Genomic DNA, 18,913 nt, shown 5'->3' with positions numbered 1-18,913 from the left:
ACCGGTGCAAGGGCATCCATGTTGAACCTTACTCAGATTACTGCTTGTGTAGGACAGCAATCTGTTCGTGGTGGACGTATTACAAGAGGATATCTAGCAAGACCACTCCCTCACTTCAGAAAACATGAGTTAGGGGCAAGAGCAAAAGGATTTGTACATTCCAGTTATAAGGAAGGATTAGATCCTGTAGAATTCTTCTTCCATGCTATGGGAGGAAGAGAAGGTTTAGTAGATACTGCTATCCGTACAGCACAATCAGGTTATATGCAAAGAAGACTTGTAAATGCGCTTGAAGACTTAAATGTAAGATCAGATGGTTTGGTCACTAACAATAAAGGTCAAGTCATTCAAAGTGTATTCGGTGAAGAAGGTATTGACCCAGCAAAAAGTGACTTCGGTCATGTAGCAAACCTAGACAAACTTATTGACGAAATGAGGATTAAGGATAACTAATTGAGGGGGCAATTTTATGACTGATACTAAAGAAATATCTGAAGCAATTAATGTTCAAGAATTATTTGAAAAGAGCAAAATTGATTTTTCTAAAGAATATATCAAAAATCTCCAACAGTCTTATGATGATGGAGATTTAAGTATTGAGGAATTAGATGATTTAATTGACTCCATCAAAACTGTTGAAAAGGCTTTTAAAAAGAATAAAGTTAATTCATCTGAAATTTATGTAATCAGCTTATCACAACTTTACAGTGATGGTGAATTAGATGATGATGAATTAAATAACATAGTCACTAAAATAGTTCTTGTAGAAGAAATATATGAAAACAATGAAATAGAAGTTGCTGAAACTGCTATTATTGAATCTGCAATGACTTTTGTTAAAGATAAATTAACTTATAATGAATTAAATACCTTAGTTCTTGTTGAAAATGAGCTTGCGGGCAAAGATATTGAATATGCCAAAGATGGAACTATCTATTTAATTAAGTCTCTTGAAGAAGAACTTAGCATTGAAGAATATGATTATGTGCCTGAAGTTATTTCAAAAGTTTTAGATGTAATCATTAAAAACGAGATCAAGTTCCCTCCAAGTTACATTAAAGACTTAGTGAGAGTTTATATTAAAAGAGAGTTAACTGATGATGAGTTAAATGAGTTAGTTCTTAAAGTTGATGAAGCTTACGAAAGATCTTATATTGAAGCTGGAGAGGCAGTAGGAACTGTTGCGGCTCAATCTGTAGGTGAACCGGGTACTCAGATGACCATGCGTACTTTCCACTACGCAGGGGTAGCTGAGTTAAACGTAACTCTCGGTCTTCCAAGGTTAATTGAAATTGTAGATGCAAGAAAGAAGATTTCTACACCTACTATGGACATTTACTTCGAGGAAGAGTACAAGAATGATGAGGAATTCGTAAGAAAGTTAGCGAATAAGATTGGTAAAAGTACCATTAACGATATCTTATCTGATTTCAACTTAGATTACGGTGGAATGCAAGTTATAGTAACTCTCGATGAGAGAAAAATTCAAGATAGAAGATTAGACTATGACAGCATTATTGCACAAGTTGAAAAAATCTTCAAGAAAGTTGAAATTGAAGATGACTATAAGTTAACTTTCAGACCTAGAAATCCTACTATCAGAGAAATCAGACTTTTAGCTGATAAAGTTCGTGATTTGCAAATTAGTGGAACCAAAGGTATTGGTAAAGTCATTATCCGTAAAGGGGATGATGAATGGATTATTCATACTGAAGGTTCTAACCTTAAAGCGATTTTCAATGAAGAAGGTATTGACAAAGCTAGATCAACCACTAACGACATTCACGAAATTGAAACTGTATTAGGTATTGAAGCTGCTCGTAACGCTATTGTCTATGAGTTAAACCGTACCTTATCCGACCAAGGTTTGACTGTAGATATCAGACACATTATGTTAGTTGCTGATATGATGACTTCTGAAGGTGTTGTAAAATCCATTGGAAGACATGGTATTAGTGGTGAAAAATCAAGTGTTCTTGCTCGTGCAGCATTTGAAGAAACTGGTAAGCATTTACTTCATGCAAGTATTAGAGGAGAAATGGATGATTTAACTGGTATTATTGAAAATATCATTATCGGTCAACCAATTCCTTTAGGTACTGGATCAGTAAGTGTTACAATGAAACCAGATGTATATTAAAATTAGAAATTATTAGAAATTTATTAAGAATTTATTAAATATTTTAATTTTTAATATTTTCTTAATTTTTTATTTATTTACTATAATTTTCATATTCATAGTTATTCTTAAACATTAATTTAGACAACAATTAATTTTAAACAATTAATCCAAAATTATGATTTTAAGAATGATTTTATTGTAAAATATTCTATTAAAATATCAATAAATTATAAATAATAGATGTATTATAATTAAATGTAATAGTTTAATTTCATATTTGTTATTTAATTTTATTCATTTAATAGCACATATTTTATTACTCTATGAAAATTTTATCTTGAGTAAGATATGATATTTGTAAAATTTTTCTTATCTTGAGATAGATGATTTTTTTAAATTAAAATTTAGGAGGCAGATGATGGATATAGAAAGAGGAATAAGAGTTGCAGTAGATACAGGAGATGTTACACTCGGCTCAGAAAAATCTATTCAATCTTTAAAATTAGGTAAAGGTAGACTTGCAGTTGTTGCAGCTAACAGTCCTAAAGAAATTTTAGAAGATGTAGAATATTATGCAAATCTCTCTGAAATTCCTTTCATTGTATATGAAGGTACAAGTGTAGACTTAGGTTCTGTTTGTGGTAAACCATTTACTGTTGCTACTTTAATCATAAACGATCCAGGAGATTCTACTATCTTAGAAAAAATGGGGTAGATTTTGTGTCTATTAAATTTAATGCAAATGAAATCCGTTTTATAGCTCTCTTTGAGAGCATGACTGGTGCAATGGTTAAAGATTGCATACTTGATGATGATAATGCCAAAGTTACCTTTGTTGTTAAAAACGGTGATATGGGTTTAGCTATTGGTAAAGGTGGAAGCACTGTAACCAAAGTTAAAAAAGCAGTTGGAAGAGGAGTTGAAATCATTGAGCACAATGAAGATCCTGCTCAATTCATTAAAAACGTTTTATCCCCTGCTGAATTGAAATCCATTAAAATCGTTGAGAAAAACAATGATGAAAAAATAGCTATCGTCAATACAGACTCTTCCAATAAAAGAATAGCTATTGGTAAAAACGGTATTAACATTGAAAGAGCAAAATTATTAGCTAAAAGACAACATGATATTAATAATATTATTTTAAAATAATCTTTAAAAATAATTTTTTTAAATACATTTTAAAATAATTCTTTTCTAATATTTTTGTTTTGCATTATTGTTTATGATTAATCACACATGATCTAACAATTTAGGTCATGTTAACTTTTTATTTTTTAATTTTTCATTTTTTAATATTTCATTTTTTTAATTTTTTCAATTATTTCTAATTTTATTTAGTAATTTCATCACCATTATACATCAAAAAACCAAACATTTATTAATAAAGTTATTATAATATATTATTATAATAGGTAACATTATGTTAAATTAACATTTGTGTGTAAAAAATTTTATCTTAATTTTTAATGTTAATTAATATAAGTTATTAGCTATAATTTCTTTATTTCTAAAACTAATAGCTATGTGTGCGTTTTGGCTATAGTTTTCTTGTATTTATTATAGTTTTACCTATATTATTTTCACATCATTGAATTTCAATAATCGATTTTCAATGATTCAAACATTAATTAAATAATCACAGAATATCGTTTAATTAATGCATTTAATTAGATTCTATACTTATATTCTATTTTGTATAGGAGTTTTGATTGCTATTATATGGTTATTTTATCGTATAATTTTAGTATTTTGAATCTAAATTAAGCTTAATCACCTTAGTTTAGATGTTTGAGTAGAGATTTTGAGTATAATAGTAAATCGCAGCGGTGGACTTCTATCTAATGGAATTAATTATTTTAATCTTATTATTTATTCAAAAAGACATTTGTCGTAAAAATTTAGAGGAAGAATAAATATGCCAGGACTTTTTGCTGCTAAAAAGCTTAAAAAGAATAGACAAAATTTTAAATGGAAAGACGTAGACTACAAAAGAAGAGCATTACGTTTAGATGTAAAAGCAGACCCTCTCGAAGGGGCACCTCAAGCTAGAGGAATCGTTATTGAAAAAGTAGGAATTGAAGCAAAGCAACCTAACTCTGCTATTCGTAAATGTGTTCGTGTTCAATTAATCAAAAACGGTAAACAATTAACTGCATTTGCACCAGGTGATGGAGCAATCGGTTTTATCGATGAGCACGATGAAGTTATGATTGAAGGTATCGGTGGACCATCTGGAAGATCTATGGGTGACATTCCAGGAGTTCGTTGGAAAGTAAGTAAAGTTAACAATGTTGCTTTATCCGAAATGGTAAGCGGAAAAATTGATAAACCAGTAAGATAATTGAGGTAATTTTCATGGCTAAATTATTTGATAAATGGGACCTTGACGAAGTAGAGGTACAAGATTTAGGTTTAAAGAGATACATCTGCTTAGATGAAACTATCGTTCCTCATACTTTAGGTAGACACGTAAAAAGACAATTCGCAAAATCCAAAGTTTCTATTGTAGAAAGATTAATGAACAAAATCATGAGAACCCAAAGAAACTCTGGTAAAAAGAACAAAGCTTACAATATTGTAAAAGAAGCTTTAGAAATTATTCACAAAAGAACTAAAAAGAACCCTGTTCAAGTTTTAGTTACTGCTGTAGAAAACACTTCTCCACGTGAAGAAACTACCCGTATTAAATACGGTGGTATTGGATACCAAGTAGCTGTAGACATTTCTCCACAAAGAAGAGTAGACCTTTCTTTAGGATTCTTAACTAGAGGAACTTTACAATCTGCATTCAAAAACAGAAAATCTGTAGCTGAATGTTTAGCAAACGAATTAATCTTTGCATCTGAAGAAGATACTAGAAGTTTCGCTTTACAGAAAAAAGAAGAAAAAGAAAGAGTTGCAAAAGCAGCACACTAATTTTAGTGTTTTTAATAATTATAGAATTAATCAGAATTTTCTTTTTAATTTCTTTTTTAAATTTTTAATTAAATTTTTAAAAAAGCATTCTAACCCAATTCTGGTTGATTTTTATATTTTTTTATTTTTTTAATTAAAGACATAATATTGACTTATATAGACTAAAATAATAAACTAATGTTTATAGGTGATGATTTTGAGTAGACGAGACAAAATGATTGCAAAAATCAAAGAATTGATGTATCAACCTACAAATATCAGAAACATTGGTATTTGTGCACACATTGACCACGGTAAAACTACTTTATCCGACAATCTCTTAGCAGGTGCAGGAATGATTTCTGAAGAACTTGCTGGAGATCAAAGATTCTTAGATTTTGACGAACAAGAACAAGCTCGTGGTATTACCATTGACGCTGCAAACGTATCTATGGTACACGAATATCATGATGATGAATATTTAATTAACTTAATTGACACTCCTGGTCACGTTGACTTCGGTGGAGACGTTACCCGTGCAATGAGAGCTGTAGACGGTGCAGTAGTAGTTGTATGTGCAGTAGAAGGTATCATGCCTCAAACTGAAACTGTACTTAGACAAGCTTTAAGAGAAAAAGTTAAACCAGTATTATTCATTAACAAAGTTGACAGATTAATCAACGAAGTAAAATTAGGACCAGAAGAATTAGCAAATAAATTCATTGGAATCATCAATGAAGCTAACAAATTAATCAGTAAAATGGCTCCTAAAGATAAAAAAGATGAATGGCTTGTAAAAGTGGATGACGGTAGTGTAGCATTCGGTTCAGCATACCACAACTGGGCTATTAACATTCCAATGATGCAAGAAACTGGAATCAACTTTAAAGACATCATTGATTACTGTAATGATGAAAACCAAAAAGAATTAGCTAAAAAAGTGCCTTTAGCTGAAGTATTATTAGGTATGGTAGTAGAACACTTACCTTCTCCTGAAGTTTCCCAACAATACAGATGTCCTAACATTTGGGATGGAGACATTGAAAGTGAAGCTGGTCAAACCATGGTTAACACCAGCCCTGATGGACCTTTAGCTGTAATGGTTACTAATGTATCTGTAGATAAGCACGCTGGTGAAGTAGCTACCGGTAGAGTATACGGTGGTACTGTAGAACAAGGTACTGAAGTGTTCTTGGTAGGAGGTCAAGCTAGATCCAGAGTACAACAAGTTGGTGTTTTCTTCGGTCCTGAAAGAGTTCCTACTGAAAAGGTTCCTGCTGGTAACATTGTTTACATCACTGGTGCAAAAGGAGCTACCGCAGGGGAAACCATTTGTTCTCCTGAAAACAAGATTGTAGAGTTTGAAGGAATTGAACACATTTCTGAACCTGTAGTTACTGTAGCTGTAGAAGCTAAAAACACTAAAGACTTACCAAAACTTATTGAAGTATTAAGACAAACTGCAAAAGAAGACCCTACCATTCACGTTAACATTAACGAAGAAACTGGTGAACACTTAGTTTCCGGTATGGGAGAACTTCACTTAGAAGTTATCGGTGTAAGAATCAACAACAAAGGTGTAGATATCAACACTTCTGAACCTATTGTTGTATACAGAGAAACCGTTGCAGGAAAAACTGCTAACCCAGTAGAGGGTAAATCTCCTAACAAGCATAACAGATTATACCTTGAAGTTGCACCTTTAGAAGATTCAATCTTCCAAGCATTGCAAAATGGTGACATCAAAGAAGGTAAAATCAAAGATAAGGAAGAAGCTCAAAAATTCATTGAACATGGTCTTGACAAAGAAGAAGCTAGAAGAGTATGGGATGTTTACAACAAATCCTTATTCATCAACATGACTCGTGGTATTCAATACTTAGATGAGATCAAAGAGCTTGTTATTGAAGGTTTCGAATCTGCACTTGAAGAAGGTCCAGTTGCAAACGAAATTGCAATGGGTATGAAATTCACTCTTGTAGATGCAAAACTTCACGAAGACGCAGTTCACAGAGGACCTGCTCAAATTTTACCTGCTATCCGTAACGCTATTAAAGGTGGTATGATGATGGCTGACCCTACCTTACTTGAACCTGTTCAAAAAGTTTTCATTAACACTCCTACTGACTATATGGGATCTGTTACTAAAGAAATCTTAAACAGAAGAGGTCAAATTGTAGATATGCCAACTGAAGGTGATATGGTAAACGTTGAAGCTAAAGTACCTGTAGCTGAAATGTTTGGTTTCGCTGGTGAAATCAGATCTGCAACCCAAGGTAGATGTTTATGGTCTACTGAAAACTCCGGTTTCGAAAGATTACCTAGAGAATTGCAAAGTCAAATTATCAGACAAATCAGAGAAAGAAAAGGATTATCCCCAGAACCATTTGGTCCTGACCACTACTTAGGATAAGTTCTAATTTAGATAAGTTCTAATTTAGATAAGTTCTAAGTTAAATTAAGATAATCTTTATCTTAATTTTTTCTGATCTGTTTTTATTAAATTAGGAATTTTTCCTAATTTTAATTTTTTATTTTAATTAATTATTTTTTAATTAAATTTCATTAAGTTTTATACTTAATATGCTGTTTTTTTAGTTTTTTCAATTATTAAAAAAATAGTGGTATAATCATATAGTTTATATATTATAAAAAATATAATAATATACATATAGTTGAGTATTCTTATATTACATGTGATTTATTTTATATTGCATGTAATTGTTACCATGTAATTTTTACATGTAAGTTATAGAATAAATCCGTTGATATATCTTTGATAACATTTATTGATTATTAATTCATAAGTATTTCAAAAATATTCAACAATATAAATAACTTAACAAATAATATTACTTAATTATATACTTAACTTATATACAATTTATAAAAAGAGGTTTTTATAATGGCAAAAGCAAAAGAACATTTAAATTTAGCATTTATTGGACACGTTGACCACGGTAAATCCACTTTAGTAGGACACTTATTATTAAAAGCTGGTGCAATCGCTGAACAACAATTAGATGAAGGTGAAGACAAATTCAGATTTGTTATGGACAAATTAGGTGAAGAAAGAGAAAGAGGAGTAACCATTGACTTAGCTCACCAAAAATTCTCCACCAACAAATACGACTACACTGTAGTAGACTGTCCTGGACACAGAGACTTCGTTAAAAACATGATTACTGGTGCATCCCAAGCTGACGCAGCTGTATTAGTAGTAGCTGCTAACGACGGTGTAATGCCACAAACCAAAGAACACATGTTCTTATCCATGACTTTAGGTATTAAACAATTAATCATTGCTGTAAACAAAATGGATATGGTAGATTACAGTGAAGACAGATTCAACGAAGTAAAAGATGAAGTATCTGACTTACTCAGATCCATCGGTAGAGACCCAGCAAGCACTCCTTTCATCCCAATGTCTGCATTTGAAGGAGACAACATCAAAGAATTATCTGACAACATGAGCTGGTACAAAGGCAGTCCATTAATGGAGGAATTAGACAAATTAGTACCACCTGAAAAACCTGTCGACTTACCATTAAGAATTCCTATTCAAGACGTATACTCCATTACTGGTGTAGGTACTGTACCTGTAGGAAGAGTAGAAACTGGTATCATGAAACAAGGAGACAACGTTATCTTTGAACCTGCTGGAGTATCTGGTGAAGTAAAATCTATCGAAATGCACCACGAAACTTTCCCTGAAGCTGAACCTGGTGACAACATCGGATTCAACGTAAGAGGTGTAGGTAAAAACGATATCAGAAGAGGAGACGTAGCTGGACACACTACTGACGCTCCTACCGTAGCTAAAGAATTTACTGCACAAGTTGTAGTATTACAACACCCTGGTGTAATTACCGTTGGATACACTCCTGTATTCCACTGTCACACTTCACAAACTGCATGTACTTTCTTAGACTTAACTTCTAAACTCGACCCTGCTACCGGTCAACCTGAAGCAACCAAACCTGACTTCATTAAAACTGGTGACGCAGCTATTGTACAAATTAAACCTACCAAACCTATGGTTATGGAAGAAGCTGCAAGCATTCCTCCAATGGGAAGATTCGCTATCAGAGATATGGGTCAAACCGTAGCAGCTGGTTTATGTCTTAAAGTAACTGATAAAAAATAAGATCAATGATTAATTTTTAATTAAATTATTCATTTTTTATTTTTTTTTAGTTTTAATTTTGAAAATTTATTAGAGAAAGCTTAATTTTTCTAATAAATCAAATCTTTATTTTTAGGTTTTAAATAATACTTATTTTAAATCTATAGTATGTTTTAATCTAGTAATCTAGTTTAATCATATTTTAGGTTTAAACTAGATTATTTACCTGTTTAAGGAGGATTAAAATGAATCAAGCTAGAATTAAACTTACAGGTACTGATCCTGAAAAAATTAATTATGTCTGTGACCAGTTAAAGAAAATTTCTGAAAGAACTGGTGTAGATATTTCTGGCCCTATTCCATTACCTACTAAAAAATTAGTTGTACCAACTAGAAAATCTCCAGATGGAGAAGGAAAAGCTACTTGGGAAAAATGGGAACTTCGTATCCACAAACGTTTAATTGGAATTGGTGCTGATGAAAGAGCTATGAGACAAATTATGAAAGTAAGCGTTCCAGATAACGTAAGTATTGAAATTGAACTTAAATAATTAAGTTATTGTTCTGAAATTATTTTCAGAATTAATTTTCATACTTTTATTTTTAATTTATATTAAATTTTCTAATTAGATTACCATTAATCATATTTATATTATTTACATATTCATATGCCGAGATAGTCTAGCCTGGTAAGGCGCGGGACTTGAAATCCCGTGGTGTAATAGCCGCCTGGGTTCAAATCCCAGTCTCGGCGTTTCTATTATTACTTTTTTTATTATTTTTAATTTCTAATATTTTTTGAAATTCTATTCTTTTTGAAATTTTAATTTTTTTAATTTCTAATTTTTTCAAATTATAAATTTTTTAAATTTCCATATTTTAAAAATTTTAATTTTTTTTTCATTTTGTTAAAATTATTAAATTTTTTTTCTTGAATTTTTTCTAATATTTTTTTCTAATTTTATTTTCAATTTTCTTTTAAATTTTCATAAAAAATTCAATTTTTCAATCATATTTTTTGATTAAAAAATTCATCATAGTTTAATCAACCATAACTTTCATTAAAATGGTACTTTTTATAAAACTTTTAATTTAATCATACATAGTTTTAATTTAATTAAAATAATCTTTTAATTATAATTTTTGAAAAATAGTAATCTATATACAGTTAGTAAAATTTAATAATTTATTAAAAAATAGAGATTTGATGATGATTTTTTTGATAATAAAATTTTTTGTGATGGTTAAAAAAAGTATTTATGGTGGTAAATATTTGGATGATTTAATATTAATTTTAAAAATTAATAAAAAATCTATCTTAAGCTTTTTTTGCTATGACTGTCATTAATGCAACAACAAAAATGAAACCTATGATCATAACAATGGACATTGATGAAAGTCCGTTAATAATGTCTGCTACTAAATTCATAATATTCCTCCTAAAAAAATCAATAATTAATTTAATAATTATAATTTTATTTAATAATATTTTTGTTAATATACTATTTATAATTTTTTTAAATTTTTCACATACAGTTCATGTATCCTAATTCATGTACAATGATTCATGCACCATAGTTCATGTACCGGTTTAAATGTTTCCATCCACAATTCTATTGGCAATCTTATCTGTTACCAAGATTATTGCTGAAACAATGATGATTAAGGCCCAATCAAATAATCCAATTGCACAGGTCTTGAAGATTGTTTGCAGGAATGGCACATAAATAACAAGGACCTGCAATATGAATGATCCAATAAGGGATAACCAAAGTGCAGTATTTCTTGCTTTTGAACTGGACCTGTAATTCAATGCATTAAACAATTGATACAATACAAATACTGTAAATGCGATGGTAATGGCCTTGGTCTTTACATCTTCTACTCCAGTATTTAATTCATAAATGAATAGTCCTAATGTGCCTATTGCCATAACGATTCCAGAAATTGTTATCTTCATCATTGTTTTTCTGTTAATCAATTCTCCTTTTTCAGGAGGTCTTCTCATTATGTCTTTTTCTGGTCCTTCCAAACCTAATGACTGTGCAGGAGGCCCATCCATTATAATATTGATCCATAAAAGTTGAATAGGGGTAAATGGAGTTGGTATCGGCAATAATGATCCTATAGTTATTGTTAATATTGCTCCAACATTTGTGGATAATTGGAATTTTAAGAATCTTTTAATGTTATCGAAGATTGTTCTTCCTTCTTTTATTGAAGAGACTATTGTAGCAAAGTTATCATCCTGAATAATCATATCTGCAGATTCTTTTGTAACATCTGTACCGCTACCCATAGCCACTCCAATTGAAGCCTTTTTAAGTGCAGGTGCATCATTTACGCCATCACCAGTCATTGATACGATTTCACCATGGTTTTGGAGAACTTCAATGATTCTTCTTTTCTGTTCAGGATACACTCTTGCATAAACTTTGATGTCCTTTGCAATTTCATTGTATTCCTCATCACTTAAATCTTCCAATTCCTGTCCAGTTAAGATTGAATTATTATAATTTTCTTCATGGATATAGTAATCTCTAGGGAGAATGCCCAATTCCATAGCTATTGCAGTAGCAGTATCCTTGTGGTCTCCAGTAATCATCACTACATTGATTCCTGCCTTTTGACAATCTGATATAGCGTCAATAGCTTCTGGCCTTGGAGGGTCCATGATTCCTAGAAGGCCTGCAAATATCAAATCTTTTTCAAAAGATTCTCCATGATGCTTATTCTTGGAATAGGTTCTATGAATTTCAGAATCCCCTTTTTCAATTTCCTTATTGTCTAAATCTGAAACCTTTTCATATTCTTCTGTATCAATTTTATTGTAAGCAAGAGCTATAACCCTTAAAGACATTCTTGTCATTCTGTCAATTTCGCGCATTATTTCCTTTTTGGTATAATCATCGAAATTGTTTATATGTCCATTGAAATCGATCTTATTAGATAAGTCTAAAATCAGTTCAGGAGCTCCTTTTGTTAAAACGTAATAATCTTTATTGTTTTCCTTATCTGTTTCACTGTAAATGAAGGTCATTCTTTTTCTATTGCTGTCAAAAGGTATTTCCAATTCTTTTTCAAAATTCCTATCTGCTTTAAGCTTTTCAAAATCATTGTCAAGTGCGAAGTGGTATGATGCCAAATCAGTAGGGTTTCCAATCAATTCATCATCTTCGTATCTAACGCCGTTACATAATCCTGCAATTAATACACCATTCTCTTGACTGGTTAAGAAAGGGGTTCTAACTGTCATTTTGTTTTCTGTTAAAGTTCCAGTTTTATCTGTACAGATGTAAGTGCATGATCCTAATGTTTCTACAGATGACAATTTTTTAACGATTGCATTGGATTTTGCCATCTTTTGCATTCCTAATGCCAAAGTCAAAGTCAAGACTGCAGGAAGACCTTCAGGAATAGCTGCAACAGCAAGAGAAACTGCGGTCATAAAGCTTTCAAGAATGTCCATGGCTTGATAAAAGTCTATGATGAATACGAATATACAAACGATTATGGAGAGTATTCCAATTTTTTTACCTAATCTGCCCACTTGAATTGTTAAAGGTGTTTCCTCTGCATCTTCTTGAATCATGGTAGCTATTCTTCCGATGGTTGTTTCCATTCCAGTAGCTATTACAACACCGGTTCCTTTTCCAAAGATTACATTTGAATTCATGGATACAAGTTTAGATTGGATATCTTCCTCTTTTGAATATTTTTTAATATCTTTAATCTTATTTGAGAAATCGGATACTCTTTCATAATTGGTATCTTTTTTAACAAAATCAGACTCTCCAGTTAAGGAGGATTCATCCACTCTCAAATCATAAGATTCAATTAAAATCAAATCTGCAGGAACTTTATCTCCCTCTTCAAGAATTACAATATCCCCTAAAACAAGATTTTCACTAGGGATTCTTTTGATGTGCCCATCTCTTTTAACGTGTGCATCTGTATGGACTAAACTTTTAAGCTTTTCCATAGCATTTTCCGCACGATATTCTTGGGTAAAACCGATTATTGAGTTAATTATTACAACTATAAGTATAACAATTGCATCCAAATGATTTCCAATCATATAGCTTGCAATGGCTGCAATTATAAGCATGAATATTAAAACATCCAAGAATTGGGATAAAAATAATTTCAAAGGACTATCTTTTTTCTTTTCCTGAAGCTTGTTTAAGCCGTATTTTTCTAATCGAGCATTAGCTTCAGTGCTGTTCAATCCTTCTTTTTGAGTGGAGTACTGCTTTAATATTTCTTCTATCAATATAATCCCCAAGTTCATAATTTGCTAAAAATAGTTTTTTGAAATCTCCATTTTGAGATTTTCATGATTTTTTATACTATATTTATATATGATATATAATGTGTAAATTTATATCTTTAATTTATGTTATTTAAACCTTTAAGGTTTTAACTTTCAAAATCCCTTATTTATCTTTCATATATGTAAAATGAGGCACGATTATAATTTTTTAACTTCATTTTTTTGGTTTTCATGTTCAAATCCTCATTGAACAATGGTTTTATGATTAATGTAGCGTCAACATTATCCCTTATTTTCATAATCGCTTCCTGCAATTCTGCAGGGGGTCTTATTGAAAACAATATGTCTGCATCCTTATAGATACTCATGTTTGGATTGAAAACATCATCTTTTATAATGTTTTCATTTGCAGGATCGATATCTGTCATTATAATGTCAATATTTCCATCTTCACTTAAATTCTTAGAGATTGTTTGGAATTTTCCTGCTCCAATTTCAACTATCTTTGTTTTTCTGCCTGTTTTTTCACTATTTTCAATAGCTAATTTAAGTATGAATTCCTCTAAATCGTTCCACATTTCTATTCCTTTTGAAGTTTTTTTATTCTTAATAATTTATTTATCTTTTAATAATTTAATATGTTCTGTTTTACTTTTATTTTATCTTAATTTTTTGCTTATAATTTAATTTTTAGAAATCTTTTTAATAGAGTAAATTAAATAATATTAATATAAATTTTTAATTATAAATAATGATTAAGAAAATAATTCATTGATTTTTAAAGTGTTTTTATGTTTATACGCGAATTTGTCCCTTCTGATTTGGCTAGGGTATATCAAATTGAAGTTGAGTCCTTTTCCACACCTTATGAATTGGCCATTCTTCAGCAATTATATGAAATAGGCGCTGGTTTTCTTGTAGCTGTTGAAGATGGTGAAATTGTAGGATATATTATTTTTTGGGTAAAAGAAGAAGGATTAGGTCATATTATTGCTCTTGCAGTCGATAGCAGATTCCGCAGACAGCATATAGCAACTCGATTGCTTATGATGGCAATAAGCATATTCAAAAATATTGATATTCACAGAATAACCTTGGAAGTGAAATCCCATAATGAAGCTGCAGTCAGCTTCTATCAAAAATTCGGTTTTGAAATCGATAGGAAAGTTCCTAATTACTATGAGGACGGATCTGATGCTTATGTAATGTTATTCAACACCAATAAAATCAGCAATTAATAAAATAAGTTAATACAATGAATAAATAAATAAAATTAATAATTAATAAATTAATTAAATAAAATAAATTAATTAAATAAAATAAATTAATTAAATAAAATAAATAAAATAAATTAAAATAAATTTAATAAAATAAAAAAAATTACTCATTTGAATTATTTTTAGTCAAATCTAATCTATAGCTAAGATTGTTCTCTTTTTTAAGTTCGGTCAAGTCTTTATTGATTTTTATATACTCTTTTTCAACTTCCAATAAAGATGTCACCAATCCTTCCCTATAGTTGTTCACTTTCTTTGTATCCAATAAGAACTTCTGTTGAGTATATGGTTTGGAGTTGACTATACTTGAAATTTCCTTATCTTCAAGTTCTATATTGATTTCAAGCTTGTTTCTTAGCCTTTCAAAGTCTTCAACGGTTTTTGGCTGATTTTCAATTTCATGCCTATTTATAAGGTTTTGAGTGGATTTCAATTCCTCCAAATCCCTATCTTCATAAGCCTCTTTAGAGCTATAGAATAAGTTTTCCTCATAGTCTGTTGGCTCAAGCAATAAATCAGGATGGATTTTTCTTATGCACTCCTTATAAATTGAGTGCAATTGTTTGAAATCCTGTTTTTTGCTTAAATTGTTCTTATGCTCTTCAATAAGAATATTCACTTTTGCAGTTTCTGTTTGCAATTCCAAATCTTCCTCTTTAAACTCATTTTCAATATGGCTTTCAATTTCACTCATATTGATTTTTGGCTTATTGATTTTGGTCTTATTGATCTTGATTTGATTTTCCTCTAAATCGCTTAATTCCTTATTGAATTGATTAGATGATTGTTGGTTAACCATTTTCTTAATCATTTCAATTGTTCTTTTTGTTTTCTTGATTTTAAGTTTATAATCTTTAATCTTGTATTTATAAACTCCAAATTTCAAGGAATAATCTGTTTCAATTTCTCTGCAGGTGAAATTTATCAAATTATCTTCTTCAAAGAGTTTGCTAGCTAGAATCTCTCTTAAATAGCTTATTTCATCTTTTAAACTATCAATATATTCTTCATTTTTTGCATTGTTTTGAGCTTCTGTCATTTTTAAACTCCTTGATTTATCTGCGTCTTCTTTCTTGCCTATTCAATCTTTTTGGCTGATTGGAAGGATAATCGTAATCTGAATAGTATCTTGAATCTATATTTCTATGGAATTGTCTAGGATTTCTGCTATATCTTTCCCTTTGCATTCTTTTCCTATATTTCCTTTCCTTTCGTCTTCTTATCCTTCTTTTTATTCTTCTTATTATACTTCTAACTATCAATAGGATTAGAATTATTGCAACGATTATCATTCCTATTGGCAAGAGTTCAAATAGTAAATCGCTGTAATATTTATGGAATGCCATTTCTGATGGGAAATTCATAGTGCTTGCACTTGTGTCATCTTCTGTAAGAAGTGCAAAATTGTAAACCAAGTCATAATAACCGATGGTTGCACCTTCATAATTAATGGAATCTGGCGCTTTTCCATGTTCATTCATATAGTCTACAACCATATCTGCCATATTGTAATAATCGTTAAATGAATATTCTCCTTTTGTAAAGCTTGAATATTTTTGTGGGTTATCTGGAGCTCCAAATTCTCCAGGAACTTCCAGGCCATATCCTCCTATGTATGAAGCGCTCATATACAGCAATTGCTGTGTGGTGTAGGAACCATATGAGTCCTGCATATCCCTGCCATGCCCATCAACAATTTTTTTAGAATCTTCTGCTAAATATTTAGGATCTAGCTTGTGATAAACTATTAAATCTGTATCCAATTGCTTGTTTTCATTTGTTCCAGCATAAATTGAATTAATGATTTCATTTGCAATGTATTCGTTAACATTATCGCTGTCATATGCGATTATTCCTTTATAGCAATCATCAGGGTATTCCTGAGCAGGTTGAATCAAGGTTATTCCCGCATCATTCAAGAACTTTCCAGGGCTTTTGACTGATGCGAATGTGTAATGTGACCAATTGTCATCATAGGATCTTCTAAGGAAATTTATTGTATTCAGGTCGAGTGTACCTGCATTTACATAGATGATCTTCTTGTTTACTTTAGTGGAATAGTCTGCAAGGTCAACTAAATTTCCTGCACAAGCGCCAGCAATTGAAACTGCTACATCACATCTAGCGCCCATTACCCTTGTCCCTTCTCCAGGATTTGAAGCTGAATCATCAACCACAACAACAATGTCTCCATTGGTTTTTGATTCAATTCTCTCTTTAATATCATTCAATCTTGCGAAATCCGCATCATGCTCATGCAAATTGTCTGAAGTCAGAAATACAGTTGTTGCATCTGCACTTTCAGCAATTATTGGGCATAAAATGATTAATGATAAAAGCAATATCGGAATAATCTTTTTCATGTTTAAATCACTTCATCGTCTTCTTCAAGAACCCATTTGATGGTATCTAGTCTTATGTCATTTGTCCAGATCATGGCATGGGTCTGGTTTTTCAATTCTACATTTCCTTCAACGGATGCCTCTTCATATCTTTTGTTTAATTCTTCAGCTCTTTTCTCAAACTTTTCAAGAAGGTCACGATTCTGAGTTTCAGAATTGACTAAAGTGCTTGTTAGCATAATTGATTGCAATTCAGATCCTGCAAGGATTACTTTAAGCTCGTTTGTGAGTTCATCTTCCTCTGCTCTTAATCCTGCAATCTTATCATTTAGTAATTCAATCTTTTCTCCAATTTCCTCTTTTGTTCTCATTTTTAATCTCCAAAAATTATAATAAATCTTTTTTATTTTTTATTTTTTATTTTTACTTTTATTTTTTAATTTTTGTTAATGTATAAAAGCATTATTTTTCCATGTCCCAATTAACTGGTTTTTTCTTTCGTCTTCCCCATTTGGTTGATTTCCACATTCCAGTATTTCTATTGGTCATGCCTTCCCTTAAATCGATTCTTTCTTCTGGCAAGTCCTTAGGGTCAATTTCCTTTTTTTCAGTTAAATTAGCTCCGCATTGGCTGCAGAACTTCGCATTGGGGTCAAAAAGTTTTGATCCACATTTTGGACAAAATTGGTTCATTATTTCACCTTCAACTTAAAATTGTAGTAAACTAAATATAATTTAATTATTATCTTATTTATTTTTATAGATATCTATAATTTATTTAAGGATTTATTTAGGGCAATTATTTATAAAAAGATTTATAAATTTCTAATTAGTAAAAATTAGATGAAGATGCACTGTCAATATGGTGATAATATGGCTGATGACATAATTGAAATTGATGATTATGAAGTAAAGGATAAGCAGATTATAGAAACAGATAATGAAGAGGATTATCAAAGAGACTATAATCAAAGGGAATATGATGGATATGATAAACAAGGAAGCGTTAATGGATTTTATAAATCCATTTCACTTAGCAACACTACCTTTTTGATCATTTTAATGGTTATTGTTTTATTGATAGCTATTTTTATAATGACTTTTGATTAATCAAATAAAATATAGTCTTAAGAATTTTGATTTGAATGTTTGATTTAGAGAATTTATTCAAAAGATTTTCATTTGAAAAAAATGACAAAAATTTCAGAATCTATAATCTTATCATCTTGATTGTAGGTTTGTCCCTTTACTTATTGAATAATCATTTCTTGCATGAAATCAATTGGTTTTTCATGTTCTATTTCAATGATTTTTTAGCTATTGTTGTGTTATTAAGCTTTTTGAATATTGTTTATCCTTATAAATTGACTAATGTTTGGCTAATAATTATCGTGACTATCTTGGCTTCATTTGTTTGGGAATATGTGGCATTGTTTATCAAAGCAGGAGCAATACTTGACTTTATTGATGTTATCTGCTATTTTGGATCTATGGTGATTTATTTAATTATATTGTATTTTTTAGAGGGGAAAATAAATACTTCAATTTAATTTAATGTGATATTATGGATAAAAATAATTCAAGTTACTCTCCAGATTCTAGATATCTCCTTAATTTTTCTTTTTCACAAAAGAGATTAAGCTCTAAAGATGATGGGCAAGCTTTGGACTTTCAAGCATTTTCCAAATCCTGCATGAGTTCAAACATCATATCTGAAACTTCTCTGGAAGAGAATTACATTTTATTGAAAAAGAAATCATTGCTTCAACGCAAATCCATGGGTTCCCTTAAAATTTTTTATAGTGAAATCATTGACTTAAGACTTAATAAGTCCGATTTGTCCTCATTGTATTCATCTATAGTTATCGTTTATTC

18 protein-coding genes, 1 tRNA gene and 1 pseudogene are annotated in these 18,913 nt (G+C 30.6%); 14 read left to right on the top strand and 6 right to left on the bottom strand.

What is annotated here, in order from left to right; genetic code table 11:
* The 10 genes and pseudogenes from Q0409_RS01820 to Q0409_RS01775 all read left to right on the top strand — a co-directional run.
* Positions 1-453: pseudogene (locus Q0409_RS01820) on the top strand (DNA-directed RNA polymerase subunit A'); the annotation flags it as partial.
* A 16-nt stretch (positions 454-469) separates the two neighbouring features.
* On the top strand, positions 470-2,140 hold the full coding sequence (rpoA2, locus tag Q0409_RS01815) for a DNA-directed RNA polymerase subunit A'' (RefSeq protein ID WP_366940039.1): 1,671 nt from the start codon (positions 470-472) through the stop codon (positions 2,138-2,140).
* A gap of 397 nt (positions 2,141-2,537) precedes the next feature.
* Positions 2,538-2,837, top strand: a complete 300-nt coding sequence (locus Q0409_RS01810; RefSeq protein ID WP_296856561.1) for a 50S ribosomal protein L30e — start codon at positions 2,538-2,540, stop codon at positions 2,835-2,837.
* Between the two features lie 5 nt (positions 2,838-2,842).
* Positions 2,843-3,274, top strand: coding sequence for a NusA-like transcription termination signal-binding factor (locus tag Q0409_RS01805; protein WP_298534451.1), 432 nt, complete (start codon positions 2,843-2,845; stop codon positions 3,272-3,274).
* Between the two features lie 766 nt (positions 3,275-4,040).
* Entirely contained in the window at positions 4,041-4,466 is a 426-nt protein-coding gene (locus tag Q0409_RS01800) for a 30S ribosomal protein S12 (RefSeq protein WP_067147408.1), read from the top strand.
* Positions 4,467-4,480: 14 nt separating this feature from the next.
* Positions 4,481-5,041 carry a 30S ribosomal protein S7 gene (locus Q0409_RS01795; RefSeq protein ID WP_295605545.1) on the top strand — a complete coding sequence of 187 codons (561 nt, stop codon included), beginning with the start codon at positions 4,481-4,483 and terminating at the stop codon, positions 5,039-5,041.
* 196 nt (positions 5,042-5,237) lie between these two features.
* On the top strand, positions 5,238-7,433 hold the full coding sequence (locus Q0409_RS01790) for an elongation factor EF-2 (protein ID WP_298534447.1): 2,196 nt from the start codon (positions 5,238-5,240) through the stop codon (positions 7,431-7,433).
* Positions 7,434-7,925: 492 nt separating this feature from the next.
* Positions 7,926-9,167, top strand: a complete 1,242-nt coding sequence (gene tuf / locus Q0409_RS01785; protein ID WP_298534444.1) for a translation elongation factor EF-1 subunit alpha — start codon at positions 7,926-7,928, stop codon at positions 9,165-9,167.
* 224 nt (positions 9,168-9,391) lie between these two features.
* Positions 9,392-9,697, top strand: coding sequence for a 30S ribosomal protein S10 (rpsJ, locus tag Q0409_RS01780; RefSeq protein WP_292776411.1), 306 nt, complete (start codon positions 9,392-9,394; stop codon positions 9,695-9,697).
* A 119-nt stretch (positions 9,698-9,816) separates the two neighbouring features.
* Positions 9,817-9,900, top strand: a tRNA-Ser gene (locus Q0409_RS01775).
* An 837-nt stretch (positions 9,901-10,737) separates the two neighbouring features.
* On the opposite strand, the gene Q0409_RS01770 is transcribed toward Q0409_RS01775, so the two are convergent.
* Positions 10,738-13,416, bottom strand: coding sequence for a cation-transporting P-type ATPase (locus Q0409_RS01770; RefSeq protein ID WP_298534456.1), 2,679 nt, complete (start codon positions 13,414-13,416; stop codon positions 10,738-10,740).
* A gap of 170 nt (positions 13,417-13,586) precedes the next feature.
* The gene (locus Q0409_RS01765; protein ID WP_298534441.1) at positions 13,587-13,997 is read right to left on the bottom strand and encodes a UPF0146 family protein; all 411 of its coding nucleotides are present in this window, start codon (positions 13,995-13,997) and stop codon (positions 13,587-13,589) included.
* A gap of 213 nt (positions 13,998-14,210) precedes the next feature.
* Between Q0409_RS01765 and rimI the strand changes: the two genes are divergently transcribed.
* Positions 14,211-14,657 carry a ribosomal protein S18-alanine N-acetyltransferase gene (gene rimI, locus Q0409_RS01760; protein WP_298534438.1) on the top strand — a complete coding sequence of 149 codons (447 nt, stop codon included), beginning with the start codon at positions 14,211-14,213 and terminating at the stop codon, positions 14,655-14,657.
* Between the two features lie 142 nt (positions 14,658-14,799).
* Here the strand turns inward: rimI and Q0409_RS01755 are convergent, their stop codons facing one another.
* The 4 genes from Q0409_RS01755 to Q0409_RS01740 form a co-directional block, all read right to left on the bottom strand.
* Positions 14,800-15,735 (bottom strand): hypothetical protein, encoded by a 936-nt coding sequence (locus Q0409_RS01755; RefSeq protein ID WP_298534435.1) that lies wholly within the window; start codon positions 15,733-15,735, stop codon positions 14,800-14,802.
* Positions 15,736-15,751: 16 nt separating this feature from the next.
* Positions 15,752-17,059, bottom strand: coding sequence for an adhesin (locus tag Q0409_RS01750; protein ID WP_298534432.1), 1,308 nt, complete (start codon positions 17,057-17,059; stop codon positions 15,752-15,754).
* A gap of 2 nt (positions 17,060-17,061) precedes the next feature.
* The gene (locus tag Q0409_RS01745; protein WP_298534429.1) at positions 17,062-17,409 is read right to left on the bottom strand and encodes a hypothetical protein; all 348 of its coding nucleotides are present in this window, start codon (positions 17,407-17,409) and stop codon (positions 17,062-17,064) included.
* Positions 17,410-17,500: 91 nt separating this feature from the next.
* Positions 17,501-17,731: a zinc ribbon domain-containing protein gene (locus Q0409_RS01740; RefSeq protein WP_292787930.1), complete on the bottom strand. Its 231-nt coding sequence runs from the start codon at positions 17,729-17,731 to the stop codon at positions 17,501-17,503.
* A 180-nt stretch (positions 17,732-17,911) separates the two neighbouring features.
* Between Q0409_RS01740 and Q0409_RS01735 the strand changes: the two genes are divergently transcribed.
* From Q0409_RS01735 to Q0409_RS01725, 3 genes are all read left to right on the top strand, one after another.
* Positions 17,912-18,148 carry a hypothetical protein gene (locus tag Q0409_RS01735; RefSeq protein ID WP_298534426.1) on the top strand — a complete coding sequence of 79 codons (237 nt, stop codon included), beginning with the start codon at positions 17,912-17,914 and terminating at the stop codon, positions 18,146-18,148.
* Positions 18,149-18,183: 35 nt separating this feature from the next.
* Positions 18,184-18,588, top strand: coding sequence for a hypothetical protein (locus Q0409_RS01730; RefSeq protein WP_298534423.1), 405 nt, complete (start codon positions 18,184-18,186; stop codon positions 18,586-18,588).
* Positions 18,589-18,602: 14 nt separating this feature from the next.
* A partial coding sequence (locus tag Q0409_RS01725; RefSeq protein WP_298534420.1) for a hypothetical protein occupies positions 18,603-18,913 on the top strand: 311 nt, incomplete at its 3' end.

Source organism: uncultured Methanobrevibacter sp. (genome assembly GCF_937898925.1).
Classification (GTDB): Archaea; Methanobacteriota; Methanobacteria; order Methanobacteriales; family Methanobacteriaceae; genus Methanobrevibacter.
Note: the sequence above shows the minus strand (reverse complement) of the source record. Positions and strands in the feature narration are given on the sequence as shown.

Coding starts and splice junctions, on each gene's coding strand:
- rpoA2 (WP_366940039.1), top strand. CDS start 470: ATGACTGATACTAAAGAAATATCTGAAGCAATTAATGTTCAAGAATTA.
- Q0409_RS01810 (WP_296856561.1), top strand. CDS start 2,538: ATGATGGATATAGAAAGAGGAATAAGAGTTGCAGTAGATACAGGAGAT.
- Q0409_RS01800 (WP_067147408.1), top strand. CDS start 4,041: ATGCCAGGACTTTTTGCTGCTAAAAAGCTTAAAAAGAATAGACAAAAT.
- Q0409_RS01795 (WP_295605545.1), top strand. CDS start 4,481: ATGGCTAAATTATTTGATAAATGGGACCTTGACGAAGTAGAGGTACAA.
- tuf (WP_298534444.1), top strand. CDS start 7,926: ATGGCAAAAGCAAAAGAACATTTAAATTTAGCATTTATTGGACACGTT.
- rpsJ (WP_292776411.1), top strand. CDS start 9,392: ATGAATCAAGCTAGAATTAAACTTACAGGTACTGATCCTGAAAAAATT.
- Q0409_RS01765 (WP_298534441.1), bottom strand. CDS start 13,997: ATGTGGAACGATTTAGAGGAATTCATACTTAAATTAGCTATTGAAAAT.
- rimI (WP_298534438.1), top strand. CDS start 14,211: ATGTTTATACGCGAATTTGTCCCTTCTGATTTGGCTAGGGTATATCAA.
- Q0409_RS01755 (WP_298534435.1), bottom strand. CDS start 15,735: ATGACAGAAGCTCAAAACAATGCAAAAAATGAAGAATATATTGATAGT.
- Q0409_RS01750 (WP_298534432.1), bottom strand. CDS start 17,059: ATGAAAAAGATTATTCCGATATTGCTTTTATCATTAATCATTTTATGC.
- Q0409_RS01745 (WP_298534429.1), bottom strand. CDS start 17,409: ATGAGAACAAAAGAGGAAATTGGAGAAAAGATTGAATTACTAAATGAT.
- Q0409_RS01740 (WP_292787930.1), bottom strand. CDS start 17,731: ATGAACCAATTTTGTCCAAAATGTGGATCAAAACTTTTTGACCCCAAT.
- Q0409_RS01735 (WP_298534426.1), top strand. CDS start 17,912: ATGGCTGATGACATAATTGAAATTGATGATTATGAAGTAAAGGATAAG.
- Q0409_RS01730 (WP_298534423.1), top strand. CDS start 18,184: ATGTTTGATTTAGAGAATTTATTCAAAAGATTTTCATTTGAAAAAAAT.